Origin of the sequence: Streptomyces sp. ISL-10 (assembly GCF_018614575.1) — a bacterium.
In the GTDB taxonomy this organism is placed as follows: Bacteria; Actinomycetota; Actinomycetes; order Streptomycetales; family Streptomycetaceae; genus Streptomyces.
In genome coordinates, this window is sequence record NZ_JAGGOJ010000010.1 from 439,663 (window position 1) to 463,137 (window position 23,475).

Here is a 23,475-nt window from a genome sequence, read left to right on the forward strand (position 1 = left end):
ATTGTGATCCGGAGCGACCCATTCCGCCACGCGGGCCATCACTTTCCGTAGTGGTTCACAACCGTACGGCCGAACTGGCCTCCGCCGCCGTCTCATGTCACACCTGCGTCCGCAAACTGCTCGCCCCCTGCCGCCAGGCGCCCAGCAGTTGCTCGCCGAACCGGTCCTCGACGAACGCCGTGGCGGCGATCCCGAACGCCACCTCCGGGGCGAGCGACGGCTCGCCCTCCAGCAGTCCCCCGATGACGTCGCGGCGCACGACCTGCTCATGGACGGCGTCGGCGGTGACGTGCTCGTCGTAGAAGTGCTCGGCGGCGCTGCCCGCCCCGGTGCGGCGCATCGCCGCGGCCAGCCGCCGGGACGCGGGCGAGGAGGACACCTCGACGGCCGCGAAGTGCCCCACCAGAGCACCGCGGTGGGCGCGGTGGAGCCCGAACAGGGACATCAGGTTGACCGTCGCCAGCATCTGGGCGGACGCGGCGTCGGTGTAGCGGCCGTAGGCGGTGTCGAGGCCCAGGTCGGCCATGAGGTCGGCGAAGAGGCGGGCGTGGATGCGTTCGGGCCGGCCGCCGCCGAACTCGTCGAACTCCACCGCGACGAAAGCGGCTTTCGCCCGGCCGCGCAGGCGCGGGATGACCCAGGCGTGTGGGTCGGCCTCCTTCAGGTGGTAGAGCGAGCGCTGGGCCGCGTACTCACGCAGTTGCCACAGCGAGCCCTCCTCGTGCAGGTAGCGGCTGACCCCGGTGCCCCGGACCGGCTCGACGAGCAGGTCGCCGAGTGCCTCCTCGAGGTCCGGACAGCCCTGGGTCCCGGCGCGCAGGGCGCAAAGGAAGTTCTCCTCCATGGCCGCGCGCAGCCGCAGCAGGTCCGGGTCCCATTCCCAGGCCGCGTCGACGCCGACGAAGCCGAGGTAGTGCAGTTCGTAGCAGGCGTAGAGCGCGAGTTGCAGGTCGTCGCCAAGGGGGTCGGCGCCTTCTGCCTCGCGCACGGCGGGGAGCCGGGCTACGACCGGTGAGCCCCGCAGGGCATCGAGGACGGCGCCCGACAGGTCACCGCGGGCCTGCGGCAGTATCCGCTCAGCCGTGCCCCGCCCGAGGGGTGTGGGGCCCTGCACGGCGCTCACTTCCTGCCCCGCCGCCGATGACTGGTGTCGCACCACGGGTAGGCCCGGCTGCGCCGGCAGGTGCACAACGCGACCGTGAAACGGTCGGACCTCGCAACGGTCCCGTCGTCCAGGACGACGTCCACCGGGCCCTCGACGAGCAGCGGCCCGTCTCGGGTGGGGGTGATGCGGCGGGGCCGTTCAGATTCGGTCGGCACGAACGATCACCAGCTCTTCCTTGTCCTCACCGGGGGCGATGAGCCCCCGCTGTCGCAGCCAGGCGGCACGGGAGGTCATGACCGGCCCGAACGGCACCTTCTCCCGGTCCACCACGTCCGGTTCGAACCCCGTGCACCGCAGGCGTTCCAGCGTGGGCGCCACGCCGCACAGCGCGGAGTGCACGAGCAGCAGGACCCCGTGCGGGCGCAGCAGCGCCGCCGCACCGTCGCAGATCCGGTCGAGCACCGCGCGCCCGTCGGGCCCCGCGTCCCAGGCGACGGCCGGGCCGCGCCGGGGAGGCCGCGCCTGCGGTGCGGGCACGTACGGCGGGTTGCCGACGATCAGGTCGAAGCGGCGGCCGGCGGCGGGGGCGAGAAGGTCACCGTGCAGCACCTCGACACGGTGGCCGGCGAGGGCCGCGTTGACGCGGGTGGTGAGCACGGCGCGCCAGGAGGTGTCGACGGCGGTCACCCGCGCACCGCGCCGGGCGGCCGCGAGCGCCAGGGCACCGCTGCCCGTTCCCACGTCGAGTACCTCGGCGCCCGGCCGCAGCGGTTCGCGTTCCATCGCTTCCTGCAACAGGAACGTGTCGCTCTGCGGGACGTACACGCCCGGGGTGCGCAGCAGCCCGGGCGGACGCGTCCTCTCCGGCGTCGCGGTTGTCACCATGGTCGCCACCTCGGGGGTCTCGTGCGGGCGGTCGTCGCCCGGCCGTGATCCCCGGGTGCCCGCATCGGCGGCATTCATCCCGATCATTCGCCTGCGGAGGTCGGCGTCCGGCACGCGTCGCAGCCGTTGCGGCCCGGCGTGCGCGTCGCGGCCATTGCGGCCCGGCTGTTTCGGTCCGGCCGGTGGGGGGACCCGGAGGGCACCGAACATCCGACTGCGGGACAACGGCACGACGGAGGCCCGATGAGCGCGACAACAGGGCTGCGAGTGGTGGTCACGGGGGCAACCGGGAATGTCGGGACGAGTGTGGTGCGGGCACTCTCCGATGATTCGCGGATCGCGTCGGTCCTCGGGCTGGCGCGTCGCACGCCCGAGCTGCGTATTTCTCGGACGGAGTGGGCCGCCGTCGACCTGTCGGCCGACGACGCGGCGACCGACCTCGCCCGGCATTTCCAGGACGCCGACGCGGTGGTGCACCTGGCCTGGCGGTTCCAGCCCACGCACGATCCCGGCACGACCTGGCAGAGCAACGTCCTCGGCTCCCTGCGGGTCTTCGACGCCGTCGTGGCGGCCCGCGTACCCGCGCTGGTGCACGCCTCGTCCGTGGGCGCGTACGCCCCGGGGCCGAAGTCCCTTCCGGGCGTCGGCGAGTCGTGGCCGACCCACGGACTGCCCCATGCCGCGTACTGCCGTGAGAAGGCCTACCTGGAACGGGTGCTCGACGCCTTCGAGGAGCGGCATCCGCAGGTCCGTGTGGTGCGCATGCGCCCCGGCTTCCTGTTCAAGGAGACCTCGGCGAGCGAGCAGCGCCGCATCTTCGCCGGGCGTTTCCTGCCGGGTTCGCTGATCAGGCCGTCGCTGGTCCCCGTCGTACCGGACATCGAAGGACTCCGGTTCCAGGTGCTGCACACCGAGGACGCCGCGAACGCCTATCTCCTCGCCGTGATTCTCGACGCGCGCGGGGCGTTCAATCTGGCCGCCGACCCTGTGGTGGACGCGAGTGTGCTCGGCGAACTGCTCGATGCGCGCGTGGTGCGGGTGCCGAAGGGGCCCGTGCACGCGGCACTGGCCGCGGCGTGGGCGATGCGCCTCGTACCGGCCTCGCCCCAGCTGTTCGACGCGGTGCTTCGCCTGCCGCTGATGGACTCCACGCGGGCCCGCGAGGAGCTGGAGTGGCGTCCGGCGCACACGTCGGTGGAGGCGTTGCAGGCGTTCCTGCGGGGTGTACGGGAGGGCAGTGGCGAGCAGACCGCGCCCTTGGCGGGGCACAAGGCTCACTGACGGCCCGCTGACGGCCTCCCCACGAGCTCGCGCCAGGCCGGTGTCAGCTCGTGGTCCGGCGGACGATTTCGGCGAACGGGCCGGTGTGCAGGGCGGCGAGCAGATCCGCCGGGTGGTCGTGGACGGCGTCCGCCCCCGCCTCGATGAGGTCCGCGCGGGGAATGCCGCCGCACAGCAGACCGACGCACAGCACGCCCGCACGCCGCGCGGCCCGCATGTCCCACACCGTGTCCCCGACGAAGACGGCGCGTTCGGCGGGCACGCCCGCCAGCTCCAGCGCCTGCTGGACCGGCTCCGGCGCGGGCTTGCCCTCGGCTACGTCGTCGGCGCTTGCCATGGCGCTGATGGCGTCGTCCGCGTCGACGGCCCGGCGCAGTGCCGCCAGCTCCGTCCCCGAGGCCGAGGTCGCCAGCACCACGGTCCACCCGGAGCGGGAGAGCGTACGCAGCAGCTGCCCCGCCTGGTCAAGGGGCGGCAGCCGGTCGAAGTACGTGGCGTAGAGGGCCTTGTGCGCGGCCTTGACGGCGTCGTCCCGGCTCTCGTCCCGGCCGTCGCCCAGCAGGTGGGCGACGAGGTCGCCGCCGGGGAGGCCGACGGCGCGGTGGATGTCGTGCATGGCGACGCGGTGGCCGGCCTGCCGGAAGGCTTCCCACCAGCTGGTGACATGGAGATGGTTGGTGTCGACGAGGGTCCCGTCCACATCGAAGACGGCGGCTCGTTCCATCGCGGCCTCTCTGCGTCCGGCGGGGTCGGGGGCGTGCCGGGTCGGGGGCGGACCCGGGGGCCGGGTGGTGACCCAGGTGGTCACCAGGGTGGTGGCCCGGAAACGCTACGGGCCGACAAGGGTGGGATCGGGGCCCGGAACCGCGTCGTCCAACGAGCTGAGCGTGAAGATCGCGCCGTCCGGATCGCGCAGGCTCGCCTCCATGCCGCGTGTCGTGGACTGTTCCCCGAGCAGGGTCGCGCCGTGTCTGCGGGCGGTGTGCGCGGTCTCCTCGACGTCCTTGACGGCGAAGTGGACGTGCCAGCGAGGGTGCAGCAGGGGGTTGATCGCGGTGCCGTCGGCGCCGGAAGTGAGCCGGGCGAGCACCCGTCCGGCACGGTGCAGCAGGACCGCGTCCTCCGCGTAGCTCACCTCGCAGCAGCCGGCGCGGTCGGAGGCCCAGTCGAGGATCTCTCCGTAGAAGATGGCGGATTCGAAGGCGTCCCTGGCGAGCAGCCTGATCCAGGCGGGCGGGCTGTCCCGCCAGGCCGGCCAGTCCCTCACCAGCTCGCCCTCCCAGATGCCGAACACCGCGCCGTCGCGGTCCGCGGCGAGCACCCCGCGTCCGGTGGCCAGGGAGAGGGGGCCGACCGCGACGGTGCCGCTGCGCTCCCTGATCCGCCCGGCCGCCTCGTCGGCGTCCCTGACGGCGAAGTACGGGGTCCACGCCACCGCGACCGTCAGGCGGGGGGCGAGGGCGCCGATACCGGCGACCGGCGCGCCGTCGGAGATCGCGACGCTGAAGTCTTCGCCGAGCCTGCCCTTGCGGAACCTCCACCCGAGGACGGCCCCGTAGAAGTCCTGGGCGGCCCGGAGGTCGCGCGCCATGAGGCTGACCCAGCACGGCGCGCCGAACACCGCCGCGCTCTGCGCGGCGGTCGCGGACCGGGCCGGGTTCGTCTTGTCGTTCATCACCATGTCCCGGTGTCGGGGGCTCGGCTGGGGTCGCTCGGGCCGACGGCGCCTGGATGGGGCCGCGTCCCGGAACCCATGTTCCTCCGTGCGGCGGGAAGAGGCTAGCCCGATTGTCACTGTATGTAACCGTGTCGCCACGCGCGCCTGTGCGACAGTGCCTGCGGGCGTTCCGAAACTCCACGGTCGGCCGGTGGCCGCACCGGCCGTCGCCCTGCGGGTGCCCGCTCGACGGCTCGATAACCGCAGCCCGTGCGGCCAGACCCGACAGAGTGCCTGGCCGCACGTCGAGCGGGTCGGCACCGGCAGGAGCCTGGCCGCACGGTGAGCGGTCGCCCGGTCCGCGACCGTCGGTGACGACACCACGCCGCCGGGCGCGCCCGTGCCCACTGCCCAGCCGAGCCCGGCACCCGGCCGACCCGGGCAGGCGACCGCAGGGCTGCCCCTGTGAGCCATGCGGCCGAGCACGGCGCGGCGGAGTGGCCCGCGCGGGCCATGCGGGTGGACCGGTGGACGATCACACGGCCGGCTGGGTGCGGCACGGCCCATGCCGTCGGTCCGGAGCAGGTCACCTGCTCCGGACCGACGGCGACATACAGCGACATGCGGGCGGGAGAGACGTCCACGTGCGGGCCGTGCCCGACTGCCAGGGATACGACCGAGGTCGCCGGCATCGCCACGTCGGCCACACGCGCCACGCCACCCGCCCTGGCCCCCGCGCCGGACAGTTCGATATCCGGCCGACCGACCCGGGCGGCCGTGTGGGGTGCGTCGCCGGGGGTAGGCGCAGCGCATGACGGTCACGAAGACACCCTTCCTCGTCCTCGACTCGGCAGAACCGCGCCAACTCGCCGACTTCTACGCAGCGTTGCTCCACGCGGAGGTCCACGTCGGCGCAGATCCCGACTTAGTCGAGGTCGCCGGCCCCGACGGCGTACGGCTCGCCGTGCGGCGCGATCACGGATACGCGCCCCCGAGCTGGCCGCGCCCGGAGGACTCCCAGCAGTCACACCTGCACATCCGGGTCGCCGAGGGCGACCTCGACGCCGCGGAGCGCGAGGCGGTGGGCCTGGGAGCGACGCCGGTGGACAGCGGCACCGGGCCGGGCGCGGGCAATGCGCGGGTGTATGCCGATCCCGCCGGGCACTCCTTCACGCTGTTGGCCGTGCCACACACCACTTGAGCCGCGGTTCAGCGGGCGGCGAGTGCCCCGACCACGCGCCGGGCCGTGTCGGCGCTCGACTGCGGGTTCTGGCCGGTGATCAGGTTGCGGTCCTCGACCACGGTGCTCGACCACGCCGGGCCGGTGGTGACCTTCGCTCCGAGGTCGCGCAGCCGCGACTCGACGAAGTAGGGCGACCGGTCGCCGAGCCCGCCCTGGCGCTCCTCCTCGTCGCTGAACGAGGTGACCTCCCGCCCGGCGAAGGTGAACGAGCCGTCCTCGCGCCGTGCGCTCAAAAGGGCCGCGAGCCCGTGGCACAGGGCCGCCACGACACTGCCGCCGCGGTCGGCGTCGTTCAGCAGCCGGCCGAGGTCGGCGTTGTCCGCGAGGTCCGTCATCGGTGCGTGGCCGCCCGGGATGTAGACGGCGTCGTAGTCGCCCGCGGAGACCTTGGCGAGGTCGAGCGGGGCGGCGAGTTCACCGTCGATCGCCTCCAGGTAGGCGGCGAAGCGCCGGGCGTCCGCCTCCTCCACGCCGCCGCGCGCGTCCAGGCTGATGGCATCGGGGGTCGGCCGAACGCCGCCCGGCGTCGCGACGGTCACGTCATGGCCCGCGGCGCGCAGCATCTCGTGTGACACGGCCACCTCCTCGGCCCAGAAGCCGGTCGGGTGACTGGAGCCGTCGGCCAGTTCCAGGCTGTCGGCACCGGAGACGACCATAAGGATCTTCGACATGAGCAAGGGGTCCTTCACTGATGGATGTCGGTTGTTCACGAGGCCTCGAGGCTGACAACAACAGCTTTCACCCGACACCATCCGCAGGCATCATGGACGTCATAAGTTCTCTTATGGAAAGAGGGTTGCGTGCCGGGCCTGGACCTGCTGTCGACGTTCCTGGAGATCTATCGCTGCGGATCCCTCTCCGCGGCGGCCGAGCGTCTGGGGCTGACCCAGCCGGCGGTCAGCGGGCAGCTCGCACGGCTGGAACAGGAGCTCGGCGATCCGCTGTTCGTACGCTCCCGCAAGGGCGCGACGCCCACGGCCCGAGCGGCCGACCTCGCCGCCCGCATCGGCACGCATCTCGACGAACTCCGTGCCGCGCTGGACACCTCGGGCGAAGGGGTGGCTCATGTCGGCACCGTGCGCATCGCGGGCGCGGGCGAGTTGATGGCCATGCGCGTCCTGCCCGCCCTCGCCCCGCTCACCACCCGGGGGCTGCGCCTGCACGTGACGCTCGGCCTCGCCGCGGACCTGCTGGAGGCGCTGTCGGCGGGGCGGGTCGACCTGGTGGTGTCGGCCGTGCGGCCCACGCAGCAGGAAATCGCCGCCACCACGCTCACCGACGAGGAGTTCGTGCTCGTCGGGCCGCCGACGCTGGCCCGCAGCATCGACCCCGTACGGCTGGCGGCCGATCCGCTCGGCGCACTGTCCCATCTGCCGCTCGTCGCGTACGCGGACGACCTGCCGATCGTGCGCCGCTACTGGCTCAGCGAATTCGGCCGGCGCCCGCCGAACGGCGTCGCCGTGACCGTGCCCGACCTGCGTGCGGTGCTCGCCGCCGTCGTCGCCGGAGCGGGGGTCAGCGCGCTCCCCCGATATCTGGCGGAGCCGGCGCTCGCCGCGGGCTCGGTGGAACTGCTGCACGAGCCGGCCGCGCCGCCGCTGAACACGCTCTATCTCGCGGTCCGCGCGGGCGCGCTGGTGCATCCGCCGCTGGCCCTTGTCCACGACCATCTCCGCACCCGGGCTCATCTGTGGGGCGCGCTCTGAGTCGACGGGCGGCAAACGACGGGCGGCACGCGACAGCGAGGGGTCCGATTCCCGCCCGACGGCCGCGCCGCCCGGTCGGCGGACTTGCGGGGCATGGGGTTGACGTCGGGCAGGCCGGCCTGTGAGCTCGCTGGTGACGGCGTCAGCCGGTCACGCGGGCGACGAGCAGGGCGACGTCGTCCGGTGTGTCCGGCCGGCGCAGGGCGTGCAGCAGCCGGTCGCAGGTCTGGCCCAGCTCGGAGTCCGATGTCTGGAGCAGGCCGAGCAGCGTGTTCAGCCGTACATCGATGTCCTGGTCGCGCGTCTCGACCAGACCGTCCGTGTACAGGACGAGCACGTCCCCCGGATCGATGCCGACGGTGATGCTGCGCAGGGCGACGCCCCCGACGCCGAGGGGTGTTCCGGTGGGCAGGTCGAGGAGCCTTGGTGCGCAGCCGCTGCGCACGAGCACGGGCGGGAGGTGGCCCGCGTTGGCGATGCAGCACTGGGCGCGGTGGGGGTCGTACACCGCGTAGATGCAGGTGGCGATGTACGGGTCGAGTCCGGCGGTGATCTCGTCGAGGTGGCGCAGCACGACGGCGGGGTCCAGGGCTAGGCGGGCGAGCGTCTGGGTCGCGGTGCGCAGCCGCCCCATGGCGCTGGCGGCGTTGATCCCGCTGCCCATCACATCCCCGATGACCAGGGCGGTGCGCTCCCTCTCCATGGGGATGATGTCGAACCAGTCGCCGCCGACCTCGCTGTTCTCTCGCGCCGGCTGGTAGCGGGAGGCCACCTCGAGACCGACGAGGTGCGCGGGCGTCTCGGGCAGCAGGCTGCGCTGGAGCGTGAGCGCGGTCTGTCGCTGCTGGCGGTACCACCGCGCGTTGTCGATGCAGACGGCGGCACGCGAGGCGAACTCGGTCGCCAGCAGGACGTCGTCCTCGGTGAACGGTTCGGGATTCCGGGCCCGTTTGAGATCGAGCGCCCCGAGCACTTCGCCGCGCGCGATCAGCGGCACGGCCATGTAGGAGTGGATTCCGGCCTCCGCGAGGATTCCCGCAGCCCTGCTGTCCCGGGCGATGTCGCGCAGATCCTGCTCGTCCAGCCGCGGGATCGTGACGGGGCGTGCGGTGCTGACGCACTGGGTGACGAGGCGTCCGGCGTCGTAGCGGGCGAGTTCGCCGGGGCGGTCGGCGGCCTCGACGGCGACCGTCGGGTACGCGGCGGCCACCGCGAGTGCGCGGATCAGCATCGGCCCCCCTTCGCGCACCCTGACGGGGCGGCCGTCGGGACCCGCGAGGACGCTGTCGAGGACATCGACGGCGGCCACGTCCGCGAGTTCCGGCACCGCGACGTCGGCGAGCTCGCGGGCCGTCTGCTCCAGGTCGAGGGTCGTCCCGATCCGTACGGAGGCGTCGGCGACGAGGGCCAGGCGCCGGCGGGCCCGTTCCGCCTCGGTGGCCGCGCGGTGCCTGTCGGTGACGTCCACGACGGAGACGGCGAGGCCCAGCACGCGTCCGCCGGGGTCCTCCAGGCGGTACATGGACACCGACCAGGCGTGTTCACCGAGCAGGTCGGACGGGACCCGGCCCAGCACATGCCGGTCCAGGAACGGTGTGCCCGAGGCGAGGACGTCGCGCATCGCGGCCTCCAGGCTGTCGGCGTCCCCGAACGGCAGCGTCTCGCGGATGCTGCGGCCCACGAGCTCGTCGGCGGGAAGGCCCCCGATCCGCTCCAGTGCGGGGTTGACCGCCATGTACCGCAGATCGCTGCCGAGGACGGCGAGGCCGATCGGGGACTGGTCCACCAGGCGCACGGACAGGGCCAGGTCCCGCTCGACGCGGCGCAGCGTCGCCTGGTCGGTGGCGAGTCCCAGCGCGTAGTAGCCGCCGAGGTCGTCCTGCAGCCGCATGTTGCGCCACTCCAGCAGCCGCGTGGAGCCGTCCTTGTGCCGTACCCGGAAGACGCCCTCCCAGCCCTGCCCGCTCTCCATGACCTGCTGGAACAGGCTGAGCACCAGGTCGAAGTGCTCGTCGGCGACCAGTAGCTGGGCGGCGTACTGCCCGAGCGCCTCCTGCGGGGTGTAGCCGAGCAGCTGCTCCGCCTGCGGGCTCCACAGCACGATGCGGCCCTGCGAGTCGAGCACGACGGCAGCGACCGCGAGCACGTCCATGAGCGCGCCCGGCGGAGACAGCGCCGCGTCCGCGCGGCCATCTGCTGCGAGGCCGGCACGGAACACGTCAGCGCTGCTGCCCACAGTCGCTCCTTCCCCAGTCACGATGCTCAGGCACGCCGGTCCGCTCACGTCCTCACACCGGGATGACGGGATCCCTCCCATACTCCCTCCGCACCAGCGCGGACCGCAGCCCTTCGGACCGATCTGTCGCGACGGATCACGTGTGTCCCGTGGCCGGGGATGCACCGGTCACGAGGGCGACCGGACCCGGCGGAACTTCCAACTTCCCCTGGAGAAAGGGTAGTTCACCGCTGGGATGCCGGACGCCGCCGGTCAGACGCCCCGCGCCGAGGTCCGGTACGCAGCGAGCGCCCAGATCACGAAGACATCCAGCGCGATCATGATCACCGACCAGATCGGGGAGTACGGCAGGAAAAGGAACTGCGTGACCAGGCTGAGGGAGGCGAGCAGGATGCCGGTGATCCGGGCCCACTCCGCGCCCTTGAGCACCCCGGCGCCGGTGCACGCGACGAGAACGCCGATGACGAGGTGGATCCAGCCCCACCCGGTGAGGCTGATCCGGTACATGTAGTCGCCGACGCGTACGTACCAGTCGTCCTCGACGATGCCGGCGATGCCCTGGAGTACGGCCAGAACACCGCCGCACAGCATCAGCACACCCGCGAAGGCCACTCCGCCGGTCACCCAGCGGTCTGCGGGGTCCGGCACGGGCGGCGTCGCTCCGACCGGGGGCGATTGCTGGCTCATGAACTGCTCCTCCCACTGTCCTGTACGCCCGACGCGCACAGGCTTCGAGCCTCTGGGGGCACTGCCCGCCGCGCCATGCGGAGGATTCCGTACGGGTGACGGCACGCCGCCCGCCGCACCGTCTGGCTGCGCGGGCCGGATCGGCGAACGGCCTGAGCCACGACTACGGTCACGGTCACGGTCACGGTCACGGTCACGGTCACGGTCACGGTCACGGTCACGGTCACGGCGGCGAACGGCCGGGGGCGTCGGACGTCCCTCCCGGCGGTCTTTCCTGACGGCCCGGTCCGCGGACGCGTAAACCTGCGGGTACCGTACGGGCGGGGTACGTCCGATCGGGAAAACCAGGCCAGGAAAACCCGGACGACAAGGAAAAGGAAACAACCATGCCGAGCTCCTCCCTGTCCGTCTCCGAGGCCCGCCCCCGGCTGCACGAGCTGACCGTCATCGATGTACGCACTCCGGGCGAGTACGCCGGCGGTCACCTGCCCGGCGCGCACAACATTCCGCTCGACCGGCTGGACCGCGCGCTGCCCGCCCTCAGAGTCGCGGCCGACCGCGGCGATCTGCTCCTCGTCTGCGCCTCCGGCACCCGCTCCGCCCAGGCGTGCGGCACACTCGCCGGCCATGGCATCAGCGCGGCGACACTGACCGGCGGGACCGACGGCTGGGTCGAGCTCGGCCACGACCTGCACCGGCCCGCCGGGGCGCGTACGGCGTGGGCCATGGAGCGGCAGGTCCGGCTGGCCGCCGGATCCCTGGTCCTGGTGGGCCTCGCCCTCGGCCGGGTACGCCCCGCCGCCCGGCTCGTGTCCGCGGGCATCGCGGGCGGGCTCGTCTTCTCCGCCCTCACCGACACCTGCGGCATGGCCCGCGTGCTGGCCAAGCTGCCCCACAACCGCCCCAAGGGCACCGACCTCGACGCGACGATCGCCTCGCTGACCGCGTGAGGACCGCGCCGTCACCCGGGGTCCGGCCCGTGTGACGGCACCTGCGGTGCGCATCCGCTTCACCGCCGGGCGCCACGACCCATGCCAATGGGCGGCGTTGTTCGCTCGCGGACTGGCCGGTGCCGAATACGCCGTCATGACGGGCCGTCACCGCGACGGCGAGGCCCTGTGGGACACCGCGCACGGCGATCTGGACGCCGTACGGCACACACCTGGCGCCCGCGAGTTGGTCGGCCCGGCCCGGTGGCCGGTCCCGGTGCCGACATCGGCCACGATCCGCCGGACCGGCTCTAGTCCGACTCGTCGGCGGAACGACGACCGGAGGGCAGGTGGACCACCACGAGGGCGAAGGCCGCCGACGCCACGTTCCGAGCGGCGGCGTCCAGGCCGTTCCAGTCCGAGGACTGCCACATGGCGAACCACTCCCCGCCGATCGCGATGAATCCCAGCCCGAAGAGCAGCAGCACCATCACAAGACCCAGCGTGCTCGCCCGGCGGGCGCGGTCGTGGGCGCGGAGACGCAGGCCGGCCGCCCACAGCCAGGTGGCGAGGAGGAGTACGACGGCGGAGAGGGTCTCCCAGACGATGATGGCCACATAGACGGCGTTCTGCAGCGCCGGTGACTCGATCGCCCGCCACATCAGCTGCGGATCCTTGAACGTGGTGTCCATGGCGAGGACATGCTCGACGAACTGCTGGTTCGTCGCGAAGTCGGTGATGTTGCCGAACGCGACCAGCGTCATGTAGACCGCCATCGTGCCTGTCAGAGCGGCGGCCGCCACGGGCACGCTGCCGAGGCGGAGCAGCCGGTCCAGCCGGCCGCCGCTGCGCGTGGTGCCGTCTGCCATGTCGTCCCCCTCGCTCGCCGCCGCGGGTGCCCGTCCCCGCTCCCCACACCAACTGTGCCATGTCGAGGGCGACTTGGGGGCGATGCGTTCTCCCCGGACACGCACGAGCAGGCACACGGGCGCCCGTGACGACTCAAGCGGTGCCGCGCGGGAGCAGCGAGCCGAGCGGTCCGAGATCGATGTTCAGATCGTCCACGGTGAGGTCGTAGCGGTCACACAGCTCGTCCATGCGTTCCTTGAGGATCATCAGCGTCATACCGACACGCTCCTCCTGCTCCTCCGTCAGATCGCCCTGATCGGCGCGATGGAGCGCCGTGCGCTCCATCAGCTGCCGCAGCAACTCCACCAGGGTGAGCACGAGTGCGACCAGATCCCGTTCCACCGTCTCCGGATCCGTCTCCAGACGCCGCGCCGTCGCACGGGGTTCGCCGTTCACTGGGTCCTCCTTGGTCGAGACCGTACGGACAGCCCGGCCGGCGGGGCCGGACCGCATCACCACGGGCCGGGCTCGTCCGCCGTGATCGACCGGATGACGGCCCGCAGATTGATGTGCACCAGGTCCACGTCGGCGACGGACAGGACGATGTCGCCGGTGACGACCGCTCCTCCGTTGAGCAGTCGGTCCAGCAGGTCGATCAGCGCGACCGGCGGGCCCGCGGAGGAGTCCGCGCCGGTCTGCGGGTCCGGCTCGCCGCCGATCACGCGGCGCCGCCGCCCTCGACGGGCATCGCGAACGAGTACGGGGCCCAGGGGCCGGTGACCTCGATCCGTACGCCCGGGGTGTCACGCACGAGCGCGTCGAGTCTCGTGCGGAACCCTTGGGCACTGTGCGCGGGGACGAGGTAGGCATCGTTGGCCACGTTCTCGCCGCTCCGGCCGGACAGCCCGCCCTGCTGGGGGCGGTGCACCACCCGTTCCGATGCCAGGTCGCGGACGGCCGTGGCGGCGTCCGCGGCCACGGCGGCGGCGGCCCGGCGGACATCCTCGCCGGTGCGCCGCTGCGCACGCCGCTGCTGGAGATAGGCGCGTCCGGGGCTCTCGGCCGTCCGCTCCCCGTGCGGCTGCCGCCGCACGGGAACGCTGTCGGGGTCGGCGTAGACCTTCACACCGAACTCGACGTGCCGGTCCAGCCGTTGCAGCAGCCGGTCGAACTCGTCATGGCGCTCCCCCAGCACCGCGGTCACGCGATCGTCGTCCCGGTACACCGTGGCCAGCCGCATGGGCAGGACCGTCGCCGCCGCGAAGGCGGCGTCGACGACCGCGTGGTGGGCACGGGCAATGGCTTCGAGCCTGCTCAGATCCTCCAACTGCGCCTTCAGCGCCTGCTCGTCGTACACGCCGGCCGGTACGTGCGAGACCAGGGCGGCGAGTCCGCCGGCACGGGTGACCAGCCGCACGGCCCGGTCGTCCACACCGGAGAGGAGGACGGCAGTGCGCTGCAGCGCCGCGTGGTCCCGGCCGATCGCGTACACGTACGACAGCTCGTCGCCGGCCGTGGGGCTCGGCCGTGCGTCCGCTGCGGTGTTCACTCCTCGTCACGCCCTTCGGTGGTCGCGTGCGGGTCCCGGCCCGTGCCGGTGCCGGTGTCGGCCTGCGTCGGCCCCACCGCCGCCCGTAGTTCGGCGAGTTCGGCCCGCAGCCGCGCGTTCTCCTGTTCAGGCGTCAGCTCGGGCGTCGGTTCGAGCGTCGCCGCGTCGGGCTGCGCGCTGTCCACGGCGGCGGGCGGAGGACCGCTGGGGGCGGCCTGCCGCGGCTGCCGTGCGCGGGAGGACAGCGACGGGTCGTGCTCCCACCAGTCGATGCCCATCTCCTTCGCCTTGTCCACGGAGGCGACGAGAAGGCGGAGCTTGATGGTCAGCAGCTCGATGTCCAGCAGGTCGATCCGGATGTCTCCCGCGATGACGATGCCCTTGTCCAGGACCCGTTCCAGGATGTCGGCGAGATTGGCGGACGAGCCCTGCTGCCCGTACGGGGAGGCGGCCGTGCGGCCCGCGAGTGGATGGGTCACGGTGTCCGCCTCCTCCCTGCCATCGGCGCGCCCCTGTGCGACACGCCGCGATCTCCTGCCGGGGCTGTGCCCGGCCTGCCGTTGTCCGTCATTGCTGGTGCACCTCGTTCTCTCGTCACGGCAGGAACGCCGTTCCGTGACCGGTGTTGCCGCGGCGCGGCCGGAACGCCGTCCCCGTGGCCCGTGTCGGTCGCGCCGCGGCCGCACTGCCTTGCGTGTGCGCCGTGTGGTTGCGGCGCGGCCGGAACGCCTTACGCGTGCGCCGTGCCGGTCGCGCGCCACCAGCGGAACGGCGTTCCCCGTGCCCGGTGTCGTCGCGGCGCGGTCAGCCGTTGCTCCGCGTGTGCCGTCGGTGTTCTGTGATCTCCTCCAGCCGGTCCAGGAGTCGGTCCTCCAGCCGGTCGAACTCCTCCGCACCGATACGGCCGCTCGTCAGGTCCCGTTCGAGCGCCGCCAGTTCCCTGCGGATCGGCTCCGGGTCGTTGTATTCGCGCTCGGCGGCGAGCACGACCTGGTCGAGAACCCACACCGTGCCGCGGACGGGGGCGAACGGGAAGGTGAGGAGGCTGGTGATCAGTCCCATGGCTGCTCCTGTCGGTCCTGGTCGGAGCCGGTCAGACGAAGCTGTACGGCGGCAGCGGCCCGGTGAGCGTGAGCCGGTAGGCGCTGCCCCGCCGCTCCGCCTCCTCCCGGACACGCCGGGAGAAGTCGGCCGTGTCCTCACTTCTGAGGAGGAACGACACGTTGAGGAAGTGGGTCCCGGTTCCCTCACCCTGTGCGGTCCGCGCCGCGGCCGGGGCCAGCAGGGCCACCAGTTCGTCGGCCTCGCTCTGCCGGCGGGCCGTCACCGCGTCGGAGACCATCTCGCCGAGTGCCACGCGCTCGTGATGGGCCGCGGGCTCATTCCGAGTGCGCTCGTTGAGCAGTCGTATCTCCTCGGACTGCGTCATGATCTCGCGCAGCAGGTCGTCCTCGTCACGGGAGACCGTGAGGTGGAACTCGACATGGCCGTCGAGCTCGGCGAGCCGTTCGCGGTAGCCGGTCTGTTCCTGTTCGAGGACGGCGGCCACCTGGTCGTCGTCGGGGCCGAGCAGGCCGAAGCGCATGGGCAGGGTCGCTCCGTCGCCCATCAGCCGCTCGATCACGTGCTGGTGGGCCAGTACGTCGCGGCGCTTGGCGCGCAGACCGGGCGGCGCCTCGCTGACCACGGCCGTCAGGTCCCGCGCCGTGACCGCACGCAGTCGCGCGGGCGGGTCGCCGACACCGGGAACGTCATCGATGTGCAGCGGGTGGTCGGCGCGGGTGATGGCGTACACGTAGGTGGGCACGGGCTACTCCCCCCGGCTCGCGGACGTCTGCTGCCCGGCGGCCTTGCGCGCCGGACGCTTGCGCGGCTCCTCCTCGGCATCGCGGTCGCCCTTGAACGAGTCGGTCAGGGCCTCCACCGCGCCGCTCAGCGCGCCTTTCGACTTGCCCTTGGCCCCGCCCTCGCTGATGTCACCGACGATGTCGGTGAGCTGGCTGGGCGCCTTGCGCCCGGTCTCCAGGTCCAGCCGGTTGCACGCCTCGGCGAACCTCAGATACGTGTCGACGCTGGCGACCACCACCCGCACGTCGACCTTGAGTATTTCGATTCCGACCAGGGAGACGCGTACGAAGGCGTCGATGACGAGCCCTCGGTCGAGTATGAGTTCGAGGACGTCGTACAGACTCCCCGAGCCGCTTGCGCCGGTCGTTGCGTTGCTTTGCTGGACGAGTGTCACAGCGGACTCCATCCGATGATCTGGTTCGGGCCGCGGCCTGTTGTGTCGCCGGCAGGGCCCGGTGGATTTCAGCGGCGGTCGATCTGGCCCCTCGCATACCGGTGCTTGCGCTCGTACGCGACGAGCAGTCCGTCGGCGTCGAGCGTGACGCGATAGGAGGCCATGACGCTCATGGTGTCGGGAACCCTTTCGAGTTCGACCACCTCCACGTCGGCGCACCATCCTTCGTCGGTGGCTCTCAACGCGGAAACGGCGCCGGGCTCGCACCGGAGCAATTCGGCGAGCTGCCCGGAGGCACGGCGCATGGCCGTGGAAACGTCGATGCGCTTCTCGGCGGCCGTGTCACCTTTGCCGTCAGTGGCGTTCATGTTCCCACCCTCACGCGTCACCATTGCTGTCCCGGGGAGGCCTTCGGCCGTCCGCCGCGGTCTCGGTGCGCGTGCCCGTGGGAGCCGAACATATGCGGCACCGCCGTGTATTCGTCTCGGCCGTTGTCCGTCGGGCGGGCTCGCTCGTCCCTGGCCGCGCGCGGCTTTCCGCAGGCGGCGCGGCTGCCCCGGCAGGACGGGAGGATCCGGGTCGACGTCTCGATTCCCGCCCGCGTCACCCGCTGCGAGTCCGGCTCGAGCCGCTGCTGGTCGGCTACCGCGCCGCCACCTTTCCGCTCCGTTTGCGCGGCTGCCCGGAGGTCACTCCACTGGGGGGAGAGCGAACCGACGACGCAACCGCGTCGAGCACCTCGAAGGAGACGAGACCATGGCCACTGTCGTGAAGGACATGCTGGGCACCTACCCCGCCGATCTGGGTGGCGTCGACCGCGACGCGATGACCAGGTGCATCGAGGAGTGCATCGCCTGCGCCCAGGCGTGCACGGCCTGCGCGGACGCCTGTCTGTCCGAGGGCATGGTGGGAGACCTGACCAAGTGCATCCGCACCGACATGGACTGCGCGGACATCTGCACCGCCACCGGCGCGGTCCTGTCCCGGCACACCGGCTACGACGCCAACATCACCCGGGCCATGCTCCAGGCCTGCATGACCGCGTGCAAGGCATGCGCCGATGAATGCGAGCGCCACGCGGACATGCACGAGCACTGCCGCGTCTGCGCCGAAGCCTGCCGCCGATGCGAACAGGCGTGCAAGGACCTGCTCGCCACCCTGGGCTGACGGGGCGGTCGTGGGGCATGGGGGCGTCCAGGACGCGGTCTGTCGGACGCGCCGGCCGACCTTTTGGCACGGGTGCATCACGGCGGTGGCAGCGGCCGGAGACCACACGGCCCGCCGCGCCCACTGACCCGAACGCACGCATGTCCGAGAGGGCCGACCGGGAGATCTTCCCGGCCGGCCCTTCGCCGTTTCAGTGGGGCACAAGGCCCGCGTGTGCGCACACGAGAGGAGCACCGGTCCACGTCGCCGAAGCGAGACCGGCACCCGGCGAGAATCTCGGCTGAGCCCCGACGCGGTCGATGCGTCGTTCCCCGATCAGGCACATCTCTCCGATACTGGATGTTGTCGCCGGGCCTGCCGATGTCGGGCGAAGCGCCTGACAGACATTCGGGAAAACAGCATCAGCCCCGCCAAAGACCGCCCGACGCCGTCGGCGACCGCCCAGGGCCCCGGCCCCGTACACACCCGTTGACCAGGCAAACCCTCTTCAGGGGCCTGGCTTGCAACTTCCCCAGGAGGAACCGTTGAAGATGCTCATCAACGTGCCGGAGACCGTCGTCGCCGACGCGCTGCGCGGGATGGCCGCCGCGTATCCCGAGCTCAGCGTCGACGTGGACAACCGCGTGATCATCCGGCGGGACGCACCGGTCGCCGGCAAGGTGGCGCTCGTCTCCGGAGGCGGATCGGGGCACGAGCCCCTGCACGGCGGGTTCGTCGGACCCGGGATGCTGGACGGCGCCTGCCCGGGTGAGGTGTTCACCAGCCCCGTGCCGGACCAGATGGTGCGGGCCGCCGCCGCTGTCGAGAGCGGCGAGGGCGTGCTGTTCGTCGTCAAGAACTACACCGGTGACGTGCTCAACTTCCAGATGGCGACCGAGCTCGCCGAGGACGAGGGTGTGCGGCTCGCCACCGTCCTGGTCGACGACGACGTCGCCGTGACGGACAGTCTGTACACCGCGGGCCGGCGCGGCACCGGTGGGACCCTGTTCGTGGAGAAGATCGCGGGCGCCGCCGCCGAGGAGGGCGCCCCGCTGGAGCGGGTCGAGGCCATCGCCCGGCAGGTGAACGCCTCCTCCCGCAGTTTCGGAGTCGCGCTCAGCGCGTGCAGCACCCCCGCCAAGGGCGGCCCCACCTTCGATCTGCCGCCGGGTGAGCTGGAGTTGGGCGTCGGTATCCACGGCGAGCCGGGCCGTGAGCGGCGGGCGATGATGACAGCACGGGAGATCGCGGACTTCGCTGTCGGCGCGGTCCTCGACGACCTGCGCCCCACCGGTCCGGTCATCGCGCTCGTCAACGGGATGGGCGGCACTCCTCTGCTGGAGCTGTACGGCTTCAACGCCGAGGTGCAGCGGGTCCTCACCGAACGCGACGTCGCGGTGGCCCGCACCCTCGTCGGCAACTACGTCACCTCGCTCGACATGGCCGGCTGCTCGGTGACGCTGTGCCAGGTGGACGAGGAACTGCTGAGGCTGTGGGACGCGCCGGTGCAGACGCCCGCCCTGCGGTGGGGACGCTGAGCCGCCGCCCCGCCGCCCGACCGATGATCCGATCCGAGGAGCTTCCCGTGCTCGACGCCGCATTCTTCCGCCGCTGGCTCACGACCGCCGCCGCGGCCGTGGACCGCGAGGCCGACCGTCTGACCGAGCTGGATTCCGCGATCGGCGACGCCGACCACGGAAGCAACCTCCAGCGCGGGTTCGCGGCGGTCGTCGCGGCCCTGGAGAAGGAGGCGCCGGCCGCTCCCGGTGCCGTACTGGTCCTGGCGGGGCGGCAGTTGATCTCGACGGTGGGCGGGGCTTCCGGACCGCTGTACGGGACGCTGCTGCGGCGGACCGGCAAGGCGCTGGGCGACGAAGCCGAGGTGAGCGCAGGGCAGCTGGCCGAGGCGCTGAGGGCGGGTGTCGCGGCCGTGGCCCAGCTGGGCGGCGCCAAGGCGGGCGACAAGACGATGCTGGACGCTCTGGAGCCGGCCGTCGCCGCGCTCGGCGACAGCACACAGTCGTTCGCCGCCGCCCGTGAGGCGGCCGAGCAGGGGGCGCTGGCGACGGTGCCGCTGCAGGCGCGCAAGGGCAGGGCCAGCTATCTCGGGGAGCGCAGCATCGGGCATCAGGATCCGGGGGCGACGTCGTCGGCGCTGCTCGTGGCGGCGCTCGCCGAGACGGCGGAGGCGGCCGGATGAGCGGCGACAGCCGGCGGGTCGGGATCGTGCTGGTGTCGCACAGCGCCGACGTGGCGCGTTCGGTCGCCGCCCTGGCCCGCGGTCTTGCCGGCGGTGGTGAGCTCGCCCCGGTCGCCGCGGCGGGCGGCACGCCGGACGGCGGCCTCGGCACCAGTTCGGAGCTGATCTCGGCCGCGGCGGCGGAGGTGGACGGCGGGGCGGGCGTGGCCGTGCTGGTCGATCTGGGCAGTGCCGTGCTCACGGTGAAGGCCCTGCTCGCGGAGGGCGACGAACTGCCCGACGGCACACGGCTGGTGGACGCGCCCTTCGTCGAGGGCGCGGTGGCCGCGGTGGTGACCGCTTCGGCCGGGGGCGACCTGGACGCGGTGGAGGCGGCGGCCTCGGAGGCGTACGGCTACCGCAAGGAGTGAGGAGTGGCGGGTGGGGCCCGTGCGGCCGGGTGTGGCGAACGGCTCACCCGGCCGCGGGCCGGTGCACCCGTGCGCGGCTTGTGATGTCGCTGGTCGGCGCACTACTGTCACGGAGCCTTGGTGTTCGGGAAACCGGTGAAGTACCGGTGCGGCCCTCGCCACTGTGATCGGGAAGTCCGGCTCCACCCCCTCAGGGGAAGTCACTGGGCCACCGCGGGAGACCGCGGTACCTGGGAAGGCGGAGTCACGGGCGGCATGACCCGTCAGTCAGGAGACCGGCCAGGGCGCGTTGTCCATCCACGAGGTGCTGGAGAGGGTCTCCCGACCATGCATATAGCCGAGGGGTATCTGCCCCCGTTGCACGCCGCCGCCTGGGGCGTCGCGGCCGCCCCGTTCGTCGTCCACGGTGTACGCGCCCTGACCCGTGAGGTCAAGGACCACCCCGAGTCCACCCTGCTGCTCGGCGCCTCCGGTGCCTTCACGTTCGTGCTCTCCGCGCTGAAGATCCCGTCGGTGACGGGCAGCTGCTCGCATCCGACCGGAACGGGACTCGGCGCCATCCTGTTCCGGCCGCCGATCATGGCGGTGCTCGGCACGATCACCCTGCTGTTCCAGGCCCTGTTGCTGGCGCACGGCGGCCTCACGACGCTCGGCGCCAACGTGTTCTCCTTGGCGATCGTCGGGCCGTGGGCCGGTTACGGGGTCTACCGGCTGCTGCGGCGCTCCGGCGTCCCGCTGATGGTGGCGGTGTTCTTCGGCGCGTTCATGGCCGACCTGTCGACGTACTGCGTCACCAGCGTGCAGCTGGCGCTCGCCTTCCCCGACCCGAGCAGCGGATTGGTGGGCGCGCTCGCGAAGTTCGGCGGCATCTTCGCGCTCACGCAGATCCCGCTGGCGATCAGCGAGGGGCTGCTCACCGTGCTGGTGATGCGCCTGCTGAGCCAGTCCAGCAAGGGCGACCTGACTCGGCTCGGTGTGCTGGTCGCGGGTGCGAAGAAGGAGGCCGTGGGCCGATGAGCCGTAACGCGAGGATCAATACGCTGCTGTTGCTGGCCGTGGCGGCGCTGGCCGTCCTGCCGCTCGTGCTGGGACTCGGCGACCACAAGGAGGAGCCGTTCACCGGCGCGGACGCGCAGGCCGAGACAGCGATCACGGAGCTCGAACCGGACTACGAGCCCTGGTTCTCCCCCCTGTACGAGCCGCCGTCGGGCGAGATCGAGTCGGCGCTGTTCGCGCTCCAGGCCGCGATCGGCGCGGGAGTGCTGGCCTACTACTTCGGCCTGCGCAGGGGGCGCAGGCAGGGCGAGGAGCGGGCCGCGGCACGCGCTGGAGAAGTCACCGGTGGGGTCGTCGATGAAGTCACCGGCGAGGTCGCGGGCGCAGTCGACGACGAGGTCACCGGCAAGGTCATCGAGACGACGTCAGGCGGCGCGCGGGCCGGCCTCTCCGGGGCCGACGGCCGCGACGCTGCGGCCACGAAGCTGCCCTAGCCGCCGATGCTGCCCATCGACGCGGCGGCGCACAGCAGTCGCTGGCGCCGACGCCATCCCTGTGAGAAGGCCGTCCTCGGACTGGGGCTGACCGTCACGGCTGTCTCCCTGCCACCGTGGCCGGGCGCCGTCCTCGTGGCCGCCACCGCCCTCGGCGTCCTGCTGGGCCCGGCCGGGGTCGCGCCCCGGCAGCTGTGGCGGGCCTTCCGCATCCCGCTCGGATTCTGCGTCACCGGGGCGCTGCCGCTGTTGTTCGCCGTCGGCGGCGCCGCGGGACCGGTGTCCTTCGCGCCCGACGGCCCCGAACATGCCGGGGAGTTGCTGCTGCGGACCTCCGCGGCCTCGCTCGGCGTGCTGCTGTTCGCGTTCACCACGCCGGTCTCCGACGTCCTGCCCAGGCTGGTGCGCGCCGGGGTGCCGGCGGCCGTGGTGGACGTGGCGCTGGTGATGTACCGGATCAGTTTCCTGCTGCTGGACGCGATCACCCGGGTCCGGCAGGCACAGGCCGCCCGCCTCGGCCACACGAGCCGGGCGGCGGTGTGGCGCTCGCTGGCCGGGCTGGGCGCGACCGCGTTCGTCCGCGCCTTCGACCGGGCGGAGCGCCTGCAGGCGGGGCTCGCCGGACGTGGCTACGACGGCACGCTGCGGGTTCTGGTGCCCCGGTCGTCCGTGTCGCGTCCCTTCCTCGCCGCCGTCGCCGCGCTGCTGGCGAGCATCGTGCTGCTCACCCACCTGCTGGAAAGGTTCGTCCTGTGATCGTTGAGCTCGTCGACGCCGGTTTCGCCTACGAGGACGGGCCCGCCGTGCTGAGCGGCGTCGGCTTCGCGCTCGCCGAGGGCCGCTCCACGGCGCTGCTGGGGCGCAACGGCAGTGGAAAGACCACCCTGCTGCGGCTGCTGAGCGGCGGACTGCGCCCGGTGACGGGGCAGCTGCGGCTGGACGGCGAGCCCGTGACGTACGACCACGCCGGGCTGACCCGCCTGCGGACGAGCGTGCAGTTGGTGGTGCAGGACCCCGACGACCAGTTGTTCGCGGCGTCGGTCGAACAGGACGTGTCGTTCGGCCCCATGAACCTCGGTCTGACGGAGGAACAGGTACGCGCCCGGGTGGACGAGGCGCTGACGGCCATGGACATCGTGGCGCTGGCGGACCGGCCGACACACCTGCTCTCGTACGGGCAGCGCAAACGGGCGGCGATCGCGGGCGCGGTGGCGATGCGGCCGCGGGTGCTGATCCTCGACGAGCCGACCGCGGGGCTCGATCCGCACGGTCAGGAGAGGCTGCTGGAGGTCCTGGGCTCGCTGGGTGCTTCCGGTACCACCGTGGTGATGGCGACCCATGATGTGGACCTGGCACTGCGCTGGGCGGACGAGGCGGCCGTGCTCGCGCCCACGGGCCTGCGCACCGGTCCCGTCGCGGATCTCCTGGCGGACCAGGCGCTGTTGGACGCGGCGCGCCTGCGGAGGCCGTGGGGCACGGCGGTGACGGAGCTGCTGCGGTCGCACGGCCTGCTCGCGCCGGCGGAGACGGGCCCCCGTACGCCGGAGGACCTGGCCCGCTGGGCCTCGGGAGCGGCTCGGGCCTGACGCCGGGAGCATGTCGGGGACCTCCGCTGCCCGTGCCCGGCCGGGCGGCACCGGACGCGGTGCCTGGCCGCAGGGGCATCGGGCAGCGGGCCCGAGCGCCTGCGGGCCGGGCCGCCGGCTGGGCTGGGACCGCGCCCACGCCTCCCGCCGGGCCGGGCCGGGCCGCCCGACGGAATGGGGCCGCCCACTGGGCCAGGCAGCCTGCCGGGCCGGGCCGCTGCCGGGCCGAGCCGCTGCCGGGGCGGGGCCTCCGCCAGACCAGACCAGACCAGAC

Annotated in this window: 29 protein-coding genes, 1 pseudogene and 1 riboswitch; of the genes and pseudogenes, 13 read left to right on the forward strand and 17 right to left on the reverse strand. The window is 72.6% G+C overall.

The features are described 5' to 3' along the window. Nucleotides 1–97 precede the first annotated feature (97 nt). The 3 genes from J7E88_RS12365 to J7E88_RS12375 are packed head-to-tail and all read right to left on the reverse strand — an operon-like array spanning nt 98 to nt 1,990. Entirely contained in the window at nt 98–1,123 is a 1,026-nt protein-coding gene (locus J7E88_RS12365) for an iron-containing redox enzyme family protein (RefSeq protein WP_308307478.1), read from the reverse strand. Continuing rightward, a complete protein-coding gene (locus J7E88_RS12370) occupies nt 1,120–1,320 on the reverse strand; it encodes a CDGSH iron-sulfur domain-containing protein (RefSeq protein WP_215180065.1) in 201 nt (66 codons plus the stop codon). Before J7E88_RS12370 ends, J7E88_RS12365 begins: the two co-directional genes overlap by 4 nt. Next, a complete protein-coding gene (locus tag J7E88_RS12375; RefSeq protein ID WP_215180067.1) occupies nt 1,304–1,990 on the reverse strand; it encodes a HemK2/MTQ2 family protein methyltransferase in 687 nt (228 codons plus the stop codon). The genes J7E88_RS12370 and J7E88_RS12375 overlap by 17 nt, the downstream gene beginning before the upstream one ends. A 243-nt stretch (nt 1,991–2,233) precedes the next feature. Here J7E88_RS12375 and J7E88_RS12380 point away from each other — a divergent pair, with 243 nt between their 5' ends. Next, the gene (locus J7E88_RS12380; RefSeq protein ID WP_215180069.1) at nt 2,234–3,271 is read left to right on the forward strand and encodes an NAD-dependent epimerase/dehydratase family protein; all 1,038 of its coding nucleotides are present in this window, start codon (nt 2,234–2,236) and stop codon (nt 3,269–3,271) included. A 43-nt stretch (nt 3,272–3,314) separates the two neighbouring features. On the opposite strand, the gene J7E88_RS12385 is transcribed toward J7E88_RS12380, so the two are convergent. Beyond that, nucleotides 3,315–3,995 (reverse strand): HAD family hydrolase, encoded by a 681-nt coding sequence (locus J7E88_RS12385; protein ID WP_215180071.1) that lies wholly within the window; start codon nt 3,993–3,995, stop codon nt 3,315–3,317. Between the two features lie 105 nt (nt 3,996–4,100). Further along, nucleotides 4,101–4,946 (reverse strand): VOC family protein, encoded by an 846-nt coding sequence (locus J7E88_RS12390; protein ID WP_215180073.1) that lies wholly within the window; start codon nt 4,944–4,946, stop codon nt 4,101–4,103. Between the two features lie 793 nt (nt 4,947–5,739). On the opposite strand from J7E88_RS12390, the gene J7E88_RS12395 reads away from it, so the two are divergent. Then, nucleotides 5,740–6,129, forward strand: coding sequence for a VOC family protein (locus J7E88_RS12395; RefSeq protein ID WP_215180075.1), 390 nt, complete (start codon nt 5,740–5,742; stop codon nt 6,127–6,129). Between the two features lie 8 nt (nt 6,130–6,137). Here J7E88_RS12395 and J7E88_RS12400 read toward each other — a convergent pair whose 3' ends face one another. Beyond that, on the reverse strand, nt 6,138–6,842 hold the full coding sequence (locus J7E88_RS12400; RefSeq protein WP_215180077.1) for a type 1 glutamine amidotransferase domain-containing protein: 705 nt from the start codon (nt 6,840–6,842) through the stop codon (nt 6,138–6,140). A gap of 129 nt (nt 6,843–6,971) precedes the next feature. On the opposite strand from J7E88_RS12400, the gene J7E88_RS12405 reads away from it, so the two are divergent. After that, nucleotides 6,972–7,877: a LysR family transcriptional regulator gene (locus J7E88_RS12405; protein ID WP_215180079.1), complete on the forward strand. Its 906-nt coding sequence runs from the start codon at nt 6,972–6,974 to the stop codon at nt 7,875–7,877. 142 nt (nt 7,878–8,019) lie between these two features. On the opposite strand, the gene J7E88_RS12410 is transcribed toward J7E88_RS12405, so the two are convergent. Together J7E88_RS12410 and J7E88_RS12415 are read right to left on the reverse strand one after the other, a co-directional pair. Then, on the reverse strand, nt 8,020–10,194 hold the full coding sequence (locus J7E88_RS12410) for a SpoIIE family protein phosphatase (RefSeq protein ID WP_215180081.1): 2,175 nt from the start codon (nt 10,192–10,194) through the stop codon (nt 8,020–8,022). Between the two features lie 171 nt (nt 10,195–10,365). After that, nucleotides 10,366–10,800: a hypothetical protein gene (locus J7E88_RS12415; RefSeq protein ID WP_215180083.1), complete on the reverse strand. Its 435-nt coding sequence runs from the start codon at nt 10,798–10,800 to the stop codon at nt 10,366–10,368. A gap of 386 nt (nt 10,801–11,186) precedes the next feature. On the opposite strand from J7E88_RS12415, the gene J7E88_RS12420 reads away from it, so the two are divergent. Both J7E88_RS12420 and J7E88_RS12425 read left to right on the forward strand, forming a co-directional pair. Next, nucleotides 11,187–11,750, forward strand: coding sequence for a rhodanese-like domain-containing protein (locus J7E88_RS12420; protein ID WP_215180084.1), 564 nt, complete (start codon nt 11,187–11,189; stop codon nt 11,748–11,750). Nucleotides 11,751–11,796: 46 nt separating this feature from the next. Further along, nucleotides 11,797–11,973 (forward strand): annotated as a pseudogene (locus tag J7E88_RS12425) (alpha-L-fucosidase); the annotation flags it as partial. A gap of 67 nt (nt 11,974–12,040) precedes the next feature. Here J7E88_RS12425 and J7E88_RS12430 read toward each other — a convergent pair. The 9 genes from J7E88_RS12430 to J7E88_RS12470 form a co-directional block, all read right to left on the reverse strand. After that, nucleotides 12,041–12,598 (reverse strand): DUF2165 domain-containing protein, encoded by a 558-nt coding sequence (locus tag J7E88_RS12430; protein ID WP_215180086.1) that lies wholly within the window; start codon nt 12,596–12,598, stop codon nt 12,041–12,043. A gap of 133 nt (nt 12,599–12,731) precedes the next feature. Then, entirely contained in the window at nt 12,732–13,091 is a 360-nt protein-coding gene (locus tag J7E88_RS12435) for a gas vesicle protein K (RefSeq protein WP_215180194.1), read from the reverse strand. Continuing rightward, nucleotides 13,091–13,300, reverse strand: coding sequence for a gas vesicle protein (locus tag J7E88_RS12440; protein ID WP_215180088.1), 210 nt, complete (start codon nt 13,298–13,300; stop codon nt 13,091–13,093). The genes J7E88_RS12435 and J7E88_RS12440 overlap by 1 nt, the downstream gene beginning before the upstream one ends. Next, entirely contained in the window at nt 13,297–14,127 is an 831-nt protein-coding gene (locus J7E88_RS12445; RefSeq protein ID WP_215180090.1) for a GvpL/GvpF family gas vesicle protein, read from the reverse strand. Before J7E88_RS12445 ends, J7E88_RS12440 begins: the two co-directional genes overlap by 4 nt. Continuing rightward, nucleotides 14,124–14,606 carry a gas vesicle protein gene (locus J7E88_RS35790; protein WP_308307479.1) on the reverse strand — a complete coding sequence of 161 codons (483 nt, stop codon included), beginning with the start codon at nt 14,604–14,606 and terminating at the stop codon, nt 14,124–14,126. Before J7E88_RS35790 ends, J7E88_RS12445 begins: the two co-directional genes overlap by 4 nt. A gap of 325 nt (nt 14,607–14,931) precedes the next feature. Beyond that, complete coding sequence (locus tag J7E88_RS12455; RefSeq protein WP_215180092.1) at nt 14,932–15,189, reverse strand: gas vesicle protein GvpG; 258 nt, start codon at nt 15,187–15,189, stop codon at nt 14,932–14,934. A gap of 31 nt (nt 15,190–15,220) precedes the next feature. Further along, nucleotides 15,221–15,934 (reverse strand): GvpL/GvpF family gas vesicle protein, encoded by a 714-nt coding sequence (locus J7E88_RS12460; RefSeq protein ID WP_215180094.1) that lies wholly within the window; start codon nt 15,932–15,934, stop codon nt 15,221–15,223. Between the two features lie 3 nt (nt 15,935–15,937). After that, nucleotides 15,938–16,369, reverse strand: coding sequence for a gas vesicle protein GvpJ (gvpJ, locus tag J7E88_RS12465; RefSeq protein WP_374196272.1), 432 nt, complete (start codon nt 16,367–16,369; stop codon nt 15,938–15,940). A 68-nt stretch (nt 16,370–16,437) separates the two neighbouring features. Further along, the gene (locus J7E88_RS12470; protein ID WP_215180098.1) at nt 16,438–16,737 is read right to left on the reverse strand and encodes a gas vesicle protein; all 300 of its coding nucleotides are present in this window, start codon (nt 16,735–16,737) and stop codon (nt 16,438–16,440) included. Nucleotides 16,738–17,125: 388 nt separating this feature from the next. Here J7E88_RS12470 and J7E88_RS12475 point away from each other — a divergent pair, with 388 nt between their 5' ends. The 8 genes from J7E88_RS12475 (at nt 17,126) to J7E88_RS12510 (ending at nt 23,201) form a co-directional block, all read left to right on the forward strand. Beyond that, complete coding sequence (locus J7E88_RS12475; protein ID WP_215180100.1) at nt 17,126–17,536, forward strand: four-helix bundle copper-binding protein; 411 nt, start codon at nt 17,126–17,128, stop codon at nt 17,534–17,536. A 530-nt stretch (nt 17,537–18,066) separates the two neighbouring features. Further along, nucleotides 18,067–19,053, forward strand: a complete 987-nt coding sequence (gene dhaK, locus J7E88_RS12480) for a dihydroxyacetone kinase subunit DhaK (RefSeq protein ID WP_215180195.1) — start codon at nt 18,067–18,069, stop codon at nt 19,051–19,053. A 47-nt stretch (nt 19,054–19,100) separates the two neighbouring features. After that, on the forward strand, nt 19,101–19,715 hold the full coding sequence (dhaL, locus tag J7E88_RS12485; RefSeq protein ID WP_215180102.1) for a dihydroxyacetone kinase subunit DhaL: 615 nt from the start codon (nt 19,101–19,103) through the stop codon (nt 19,713–19,715). Next, nucleotides 19,712–20,125, forward strand: a complete 414-nt coding sequence (locus J7E88_RS12490) for a PTS-dependent dihydroxyacetone kinase phosphotransferase subunit DhaM (protein ID WP_215180104.1) — start codon at nt 19,712–19,714, stop codon at nt 20,123–20,125. The genes dhaL and J7E88_RS12490 overlap by 4 nt, the downstream gene beginning before the upstream one ends. A 101-nt stretch (nt 20,126–20,226) precedes the next feature. After that, nucleotides 20,227–20,424: riboswitch (cobalamin riboswitch) on the forward strand. A 28-nt stretch (nt 20,425–20,452) separates the two neighbouring features. Beyond that, nucleotides 20,453–21,142: an energy-coupling factor ABC transporter permease gene (locus J7E88_RS12495; RefSeq protein ID WP_215180106.1), complete on the forward strand. Its 690-nt coding sequence runs from the start codon at nt 20,453–20,455 to the stop codon at nt 21,140–21,142. After that, nucleotides 21,139–21,615 carry an energy-coupling factor ABC transporter substrate-binding protein gene (locus tag J7E88_RS12500; protein ID WP_215180108.1) on the forward strand — a complete coding sequence of 159 codons (477 nt, stop codon included), beginning with the start codon at nt 21,139–21,141 and terminating at the stop codon, nt 21,613–21,615. The genes J7E88_RS12495 and J7E88_RS12500 overlap by 4 nt, the downstream gene beginning before the upstream one ends. A 6-nt stretch (nt 21,616–21,621) precedes the next feature. After that, nucleotides 21,622–22,371, forward strand: coding sequence for a cobalt ECF transporter T component CbiQ (cbiQ, locus tag J7E88_RS12505; RefSeq protein ID WP_215180110.1), 750 nt, complete (start codon nt 21,622–21,624; stop codon nt 22,369–22,371). Then, the gene (locus tag J7E88_RS12510) at nt 22,368–23,201 is read left to right on the forward strand and encodes an energy-coupling factor ABC transporter ATP-binding protein (RefSeq protein WP_215180112.1); all 834 of its coding nucleotides are present in this window, start codon (nt 22,368–22,370) and stop codon (nt 23,199–23,201) included. Before cbiQ ends, J7E88_RS12510 begins: the two co-directional genes overlap by 4 nt. Nucleotides 23,202–23,475: the final 274 nt, after the last annotated feature.

Bases quoted from the DNA above. Each gene is read 5' to 3' on its own strand.
- J7E88_RS12375 (WP_215180067.1), bottom strand. From the start codon at position 1,990: ATGGTGACAACCGCGACGCCGGAGAGGACGCGTCCGCCCGGGCTGCTG.
- J7E88_RS12380 (WP_215180069.1), top strand. From the start codon at position 2,234: ATGAGCGCGACAACAGGGCTGCGAGTGGTGGTCACGGGGGCAACCGGG.
- J7E88_RS12385 (WP_215180071.1), bottom strand. From the start codon at position 3,995: ATGGAACGAGCCGCCGTCTTCGATGTGGACGGGACCCTCGTCGACACC.
- J7E88_RS12390 (WP_215180073.1), bottom strand. From the start codon at position 4,946: ATGAACGACAAGACGAACCCGGCCCGGTCCGCGACCGCCGCGCAGAGC.
- J7E88_RS12395 (WP_215180075.1), top strand. From the start codon at position 5,740: ATGACGGTCACGAAGACACCCTTCCTCGTCCTCGACTCGGCAGAACCG.
- J7E88_RS12400 (WP_215180077.1), bottom strand. From the start codon at position 6,842: ATGTCGAAGATCCTTATGGTCGTCTCCGGTGCCGACAGCCTGGAACTG.
- J7E88_RS12410 (WP_215180081.1), bottom strand. From the start codon at position 10,194: ATGGGAGGGATCCCGTCATCCCGGTGTGAGGACGTGAGCGGACCGGCG.
- J7E88_RS12415 (WP_215180083.1), bottom strand. From the start codon at position 10,800: ATGAGCCAGCAATCGCCCCCGGTCGGAGCGACGCCGCCCGTGCCGGAC.
- J7E88_RS12420 (WP_215180084.1), top strand. From the start codon at position 11,187: ATGCCGAGCTCCTCCCTGTCCGTCTCCGAGGCCCGCCCCCGGCTGCAC.
- J7E88_RS12430 (WP_215180086.1), bottom strand. From the start codon at position 12,598: ATGGCAGACGGCACCACGCGCAGCGGCGGCCGGCTGGACCGGCTGCTC.
- J7E88_RS12435 (WP_215180194.1), bottom strand. From the start codon at position 13,091: ATGCGGTCCGGCCCCGCCGGCCGGGCTGTCCGTACGGTCTCGACCAAG.
- J7E88_RS12455 (WP_215180092.1), bottom strand. From the start codon at position 15,189: ATGGGACTGATCACCAGCCTCCTCACCTTCCCGTTCGCCCCCGTCCGC.
- J7E88_RS12470 (WP_215180098.1), bottom strand. From the start codon at position 16,737: ATGAACGCCACTGACGGCAAAGGTGACACGGCCGCCGAGAAGCGCATC.
- J7E88_RS12475 (WP_215180100.1), top strand. From the start codon at position 17,126: ATGGCCACTGTCGTGAAGGACATGCTGGGCACCTACCCCGCCGATCTG.
- dhaK (WP_215180195.1), top strand. From the start codon at position 18,067: ATGCTCATCAACGTGCCGGAGACCGTCGTCGCCGACGCGCTGCGCGGG.
- J7E88_RS12490 (WP_215180104.1), top strand. From the start codon at position 19,712: ATGAGCGGCGACAGCCGGCGGGTCGGGATCGTGCTGGTGTCGCACAGC.
- J7E88_RS12495 (WP_215180106.1), top strand. From the start codon at position 20,453: ATGCATATAGCCGAGGGGTATCTGCCCCCGTTGCACGCCGCCGCCTGG.
- J7E88_RS12500 (WP_215180108.1), top strand. From the start codon at position 21,139: ATGAGCCGTAACGCGAGGATCAATACGCTGCTGTTGCTGGCCGTGGCG.
- cbiQ (WP_215180110.1), top strand. From the start codon at position 21,622: ATGCTGCCCATCGACGCGGCGGCGCACAGCAGTCGCTGGCGCCGACGC.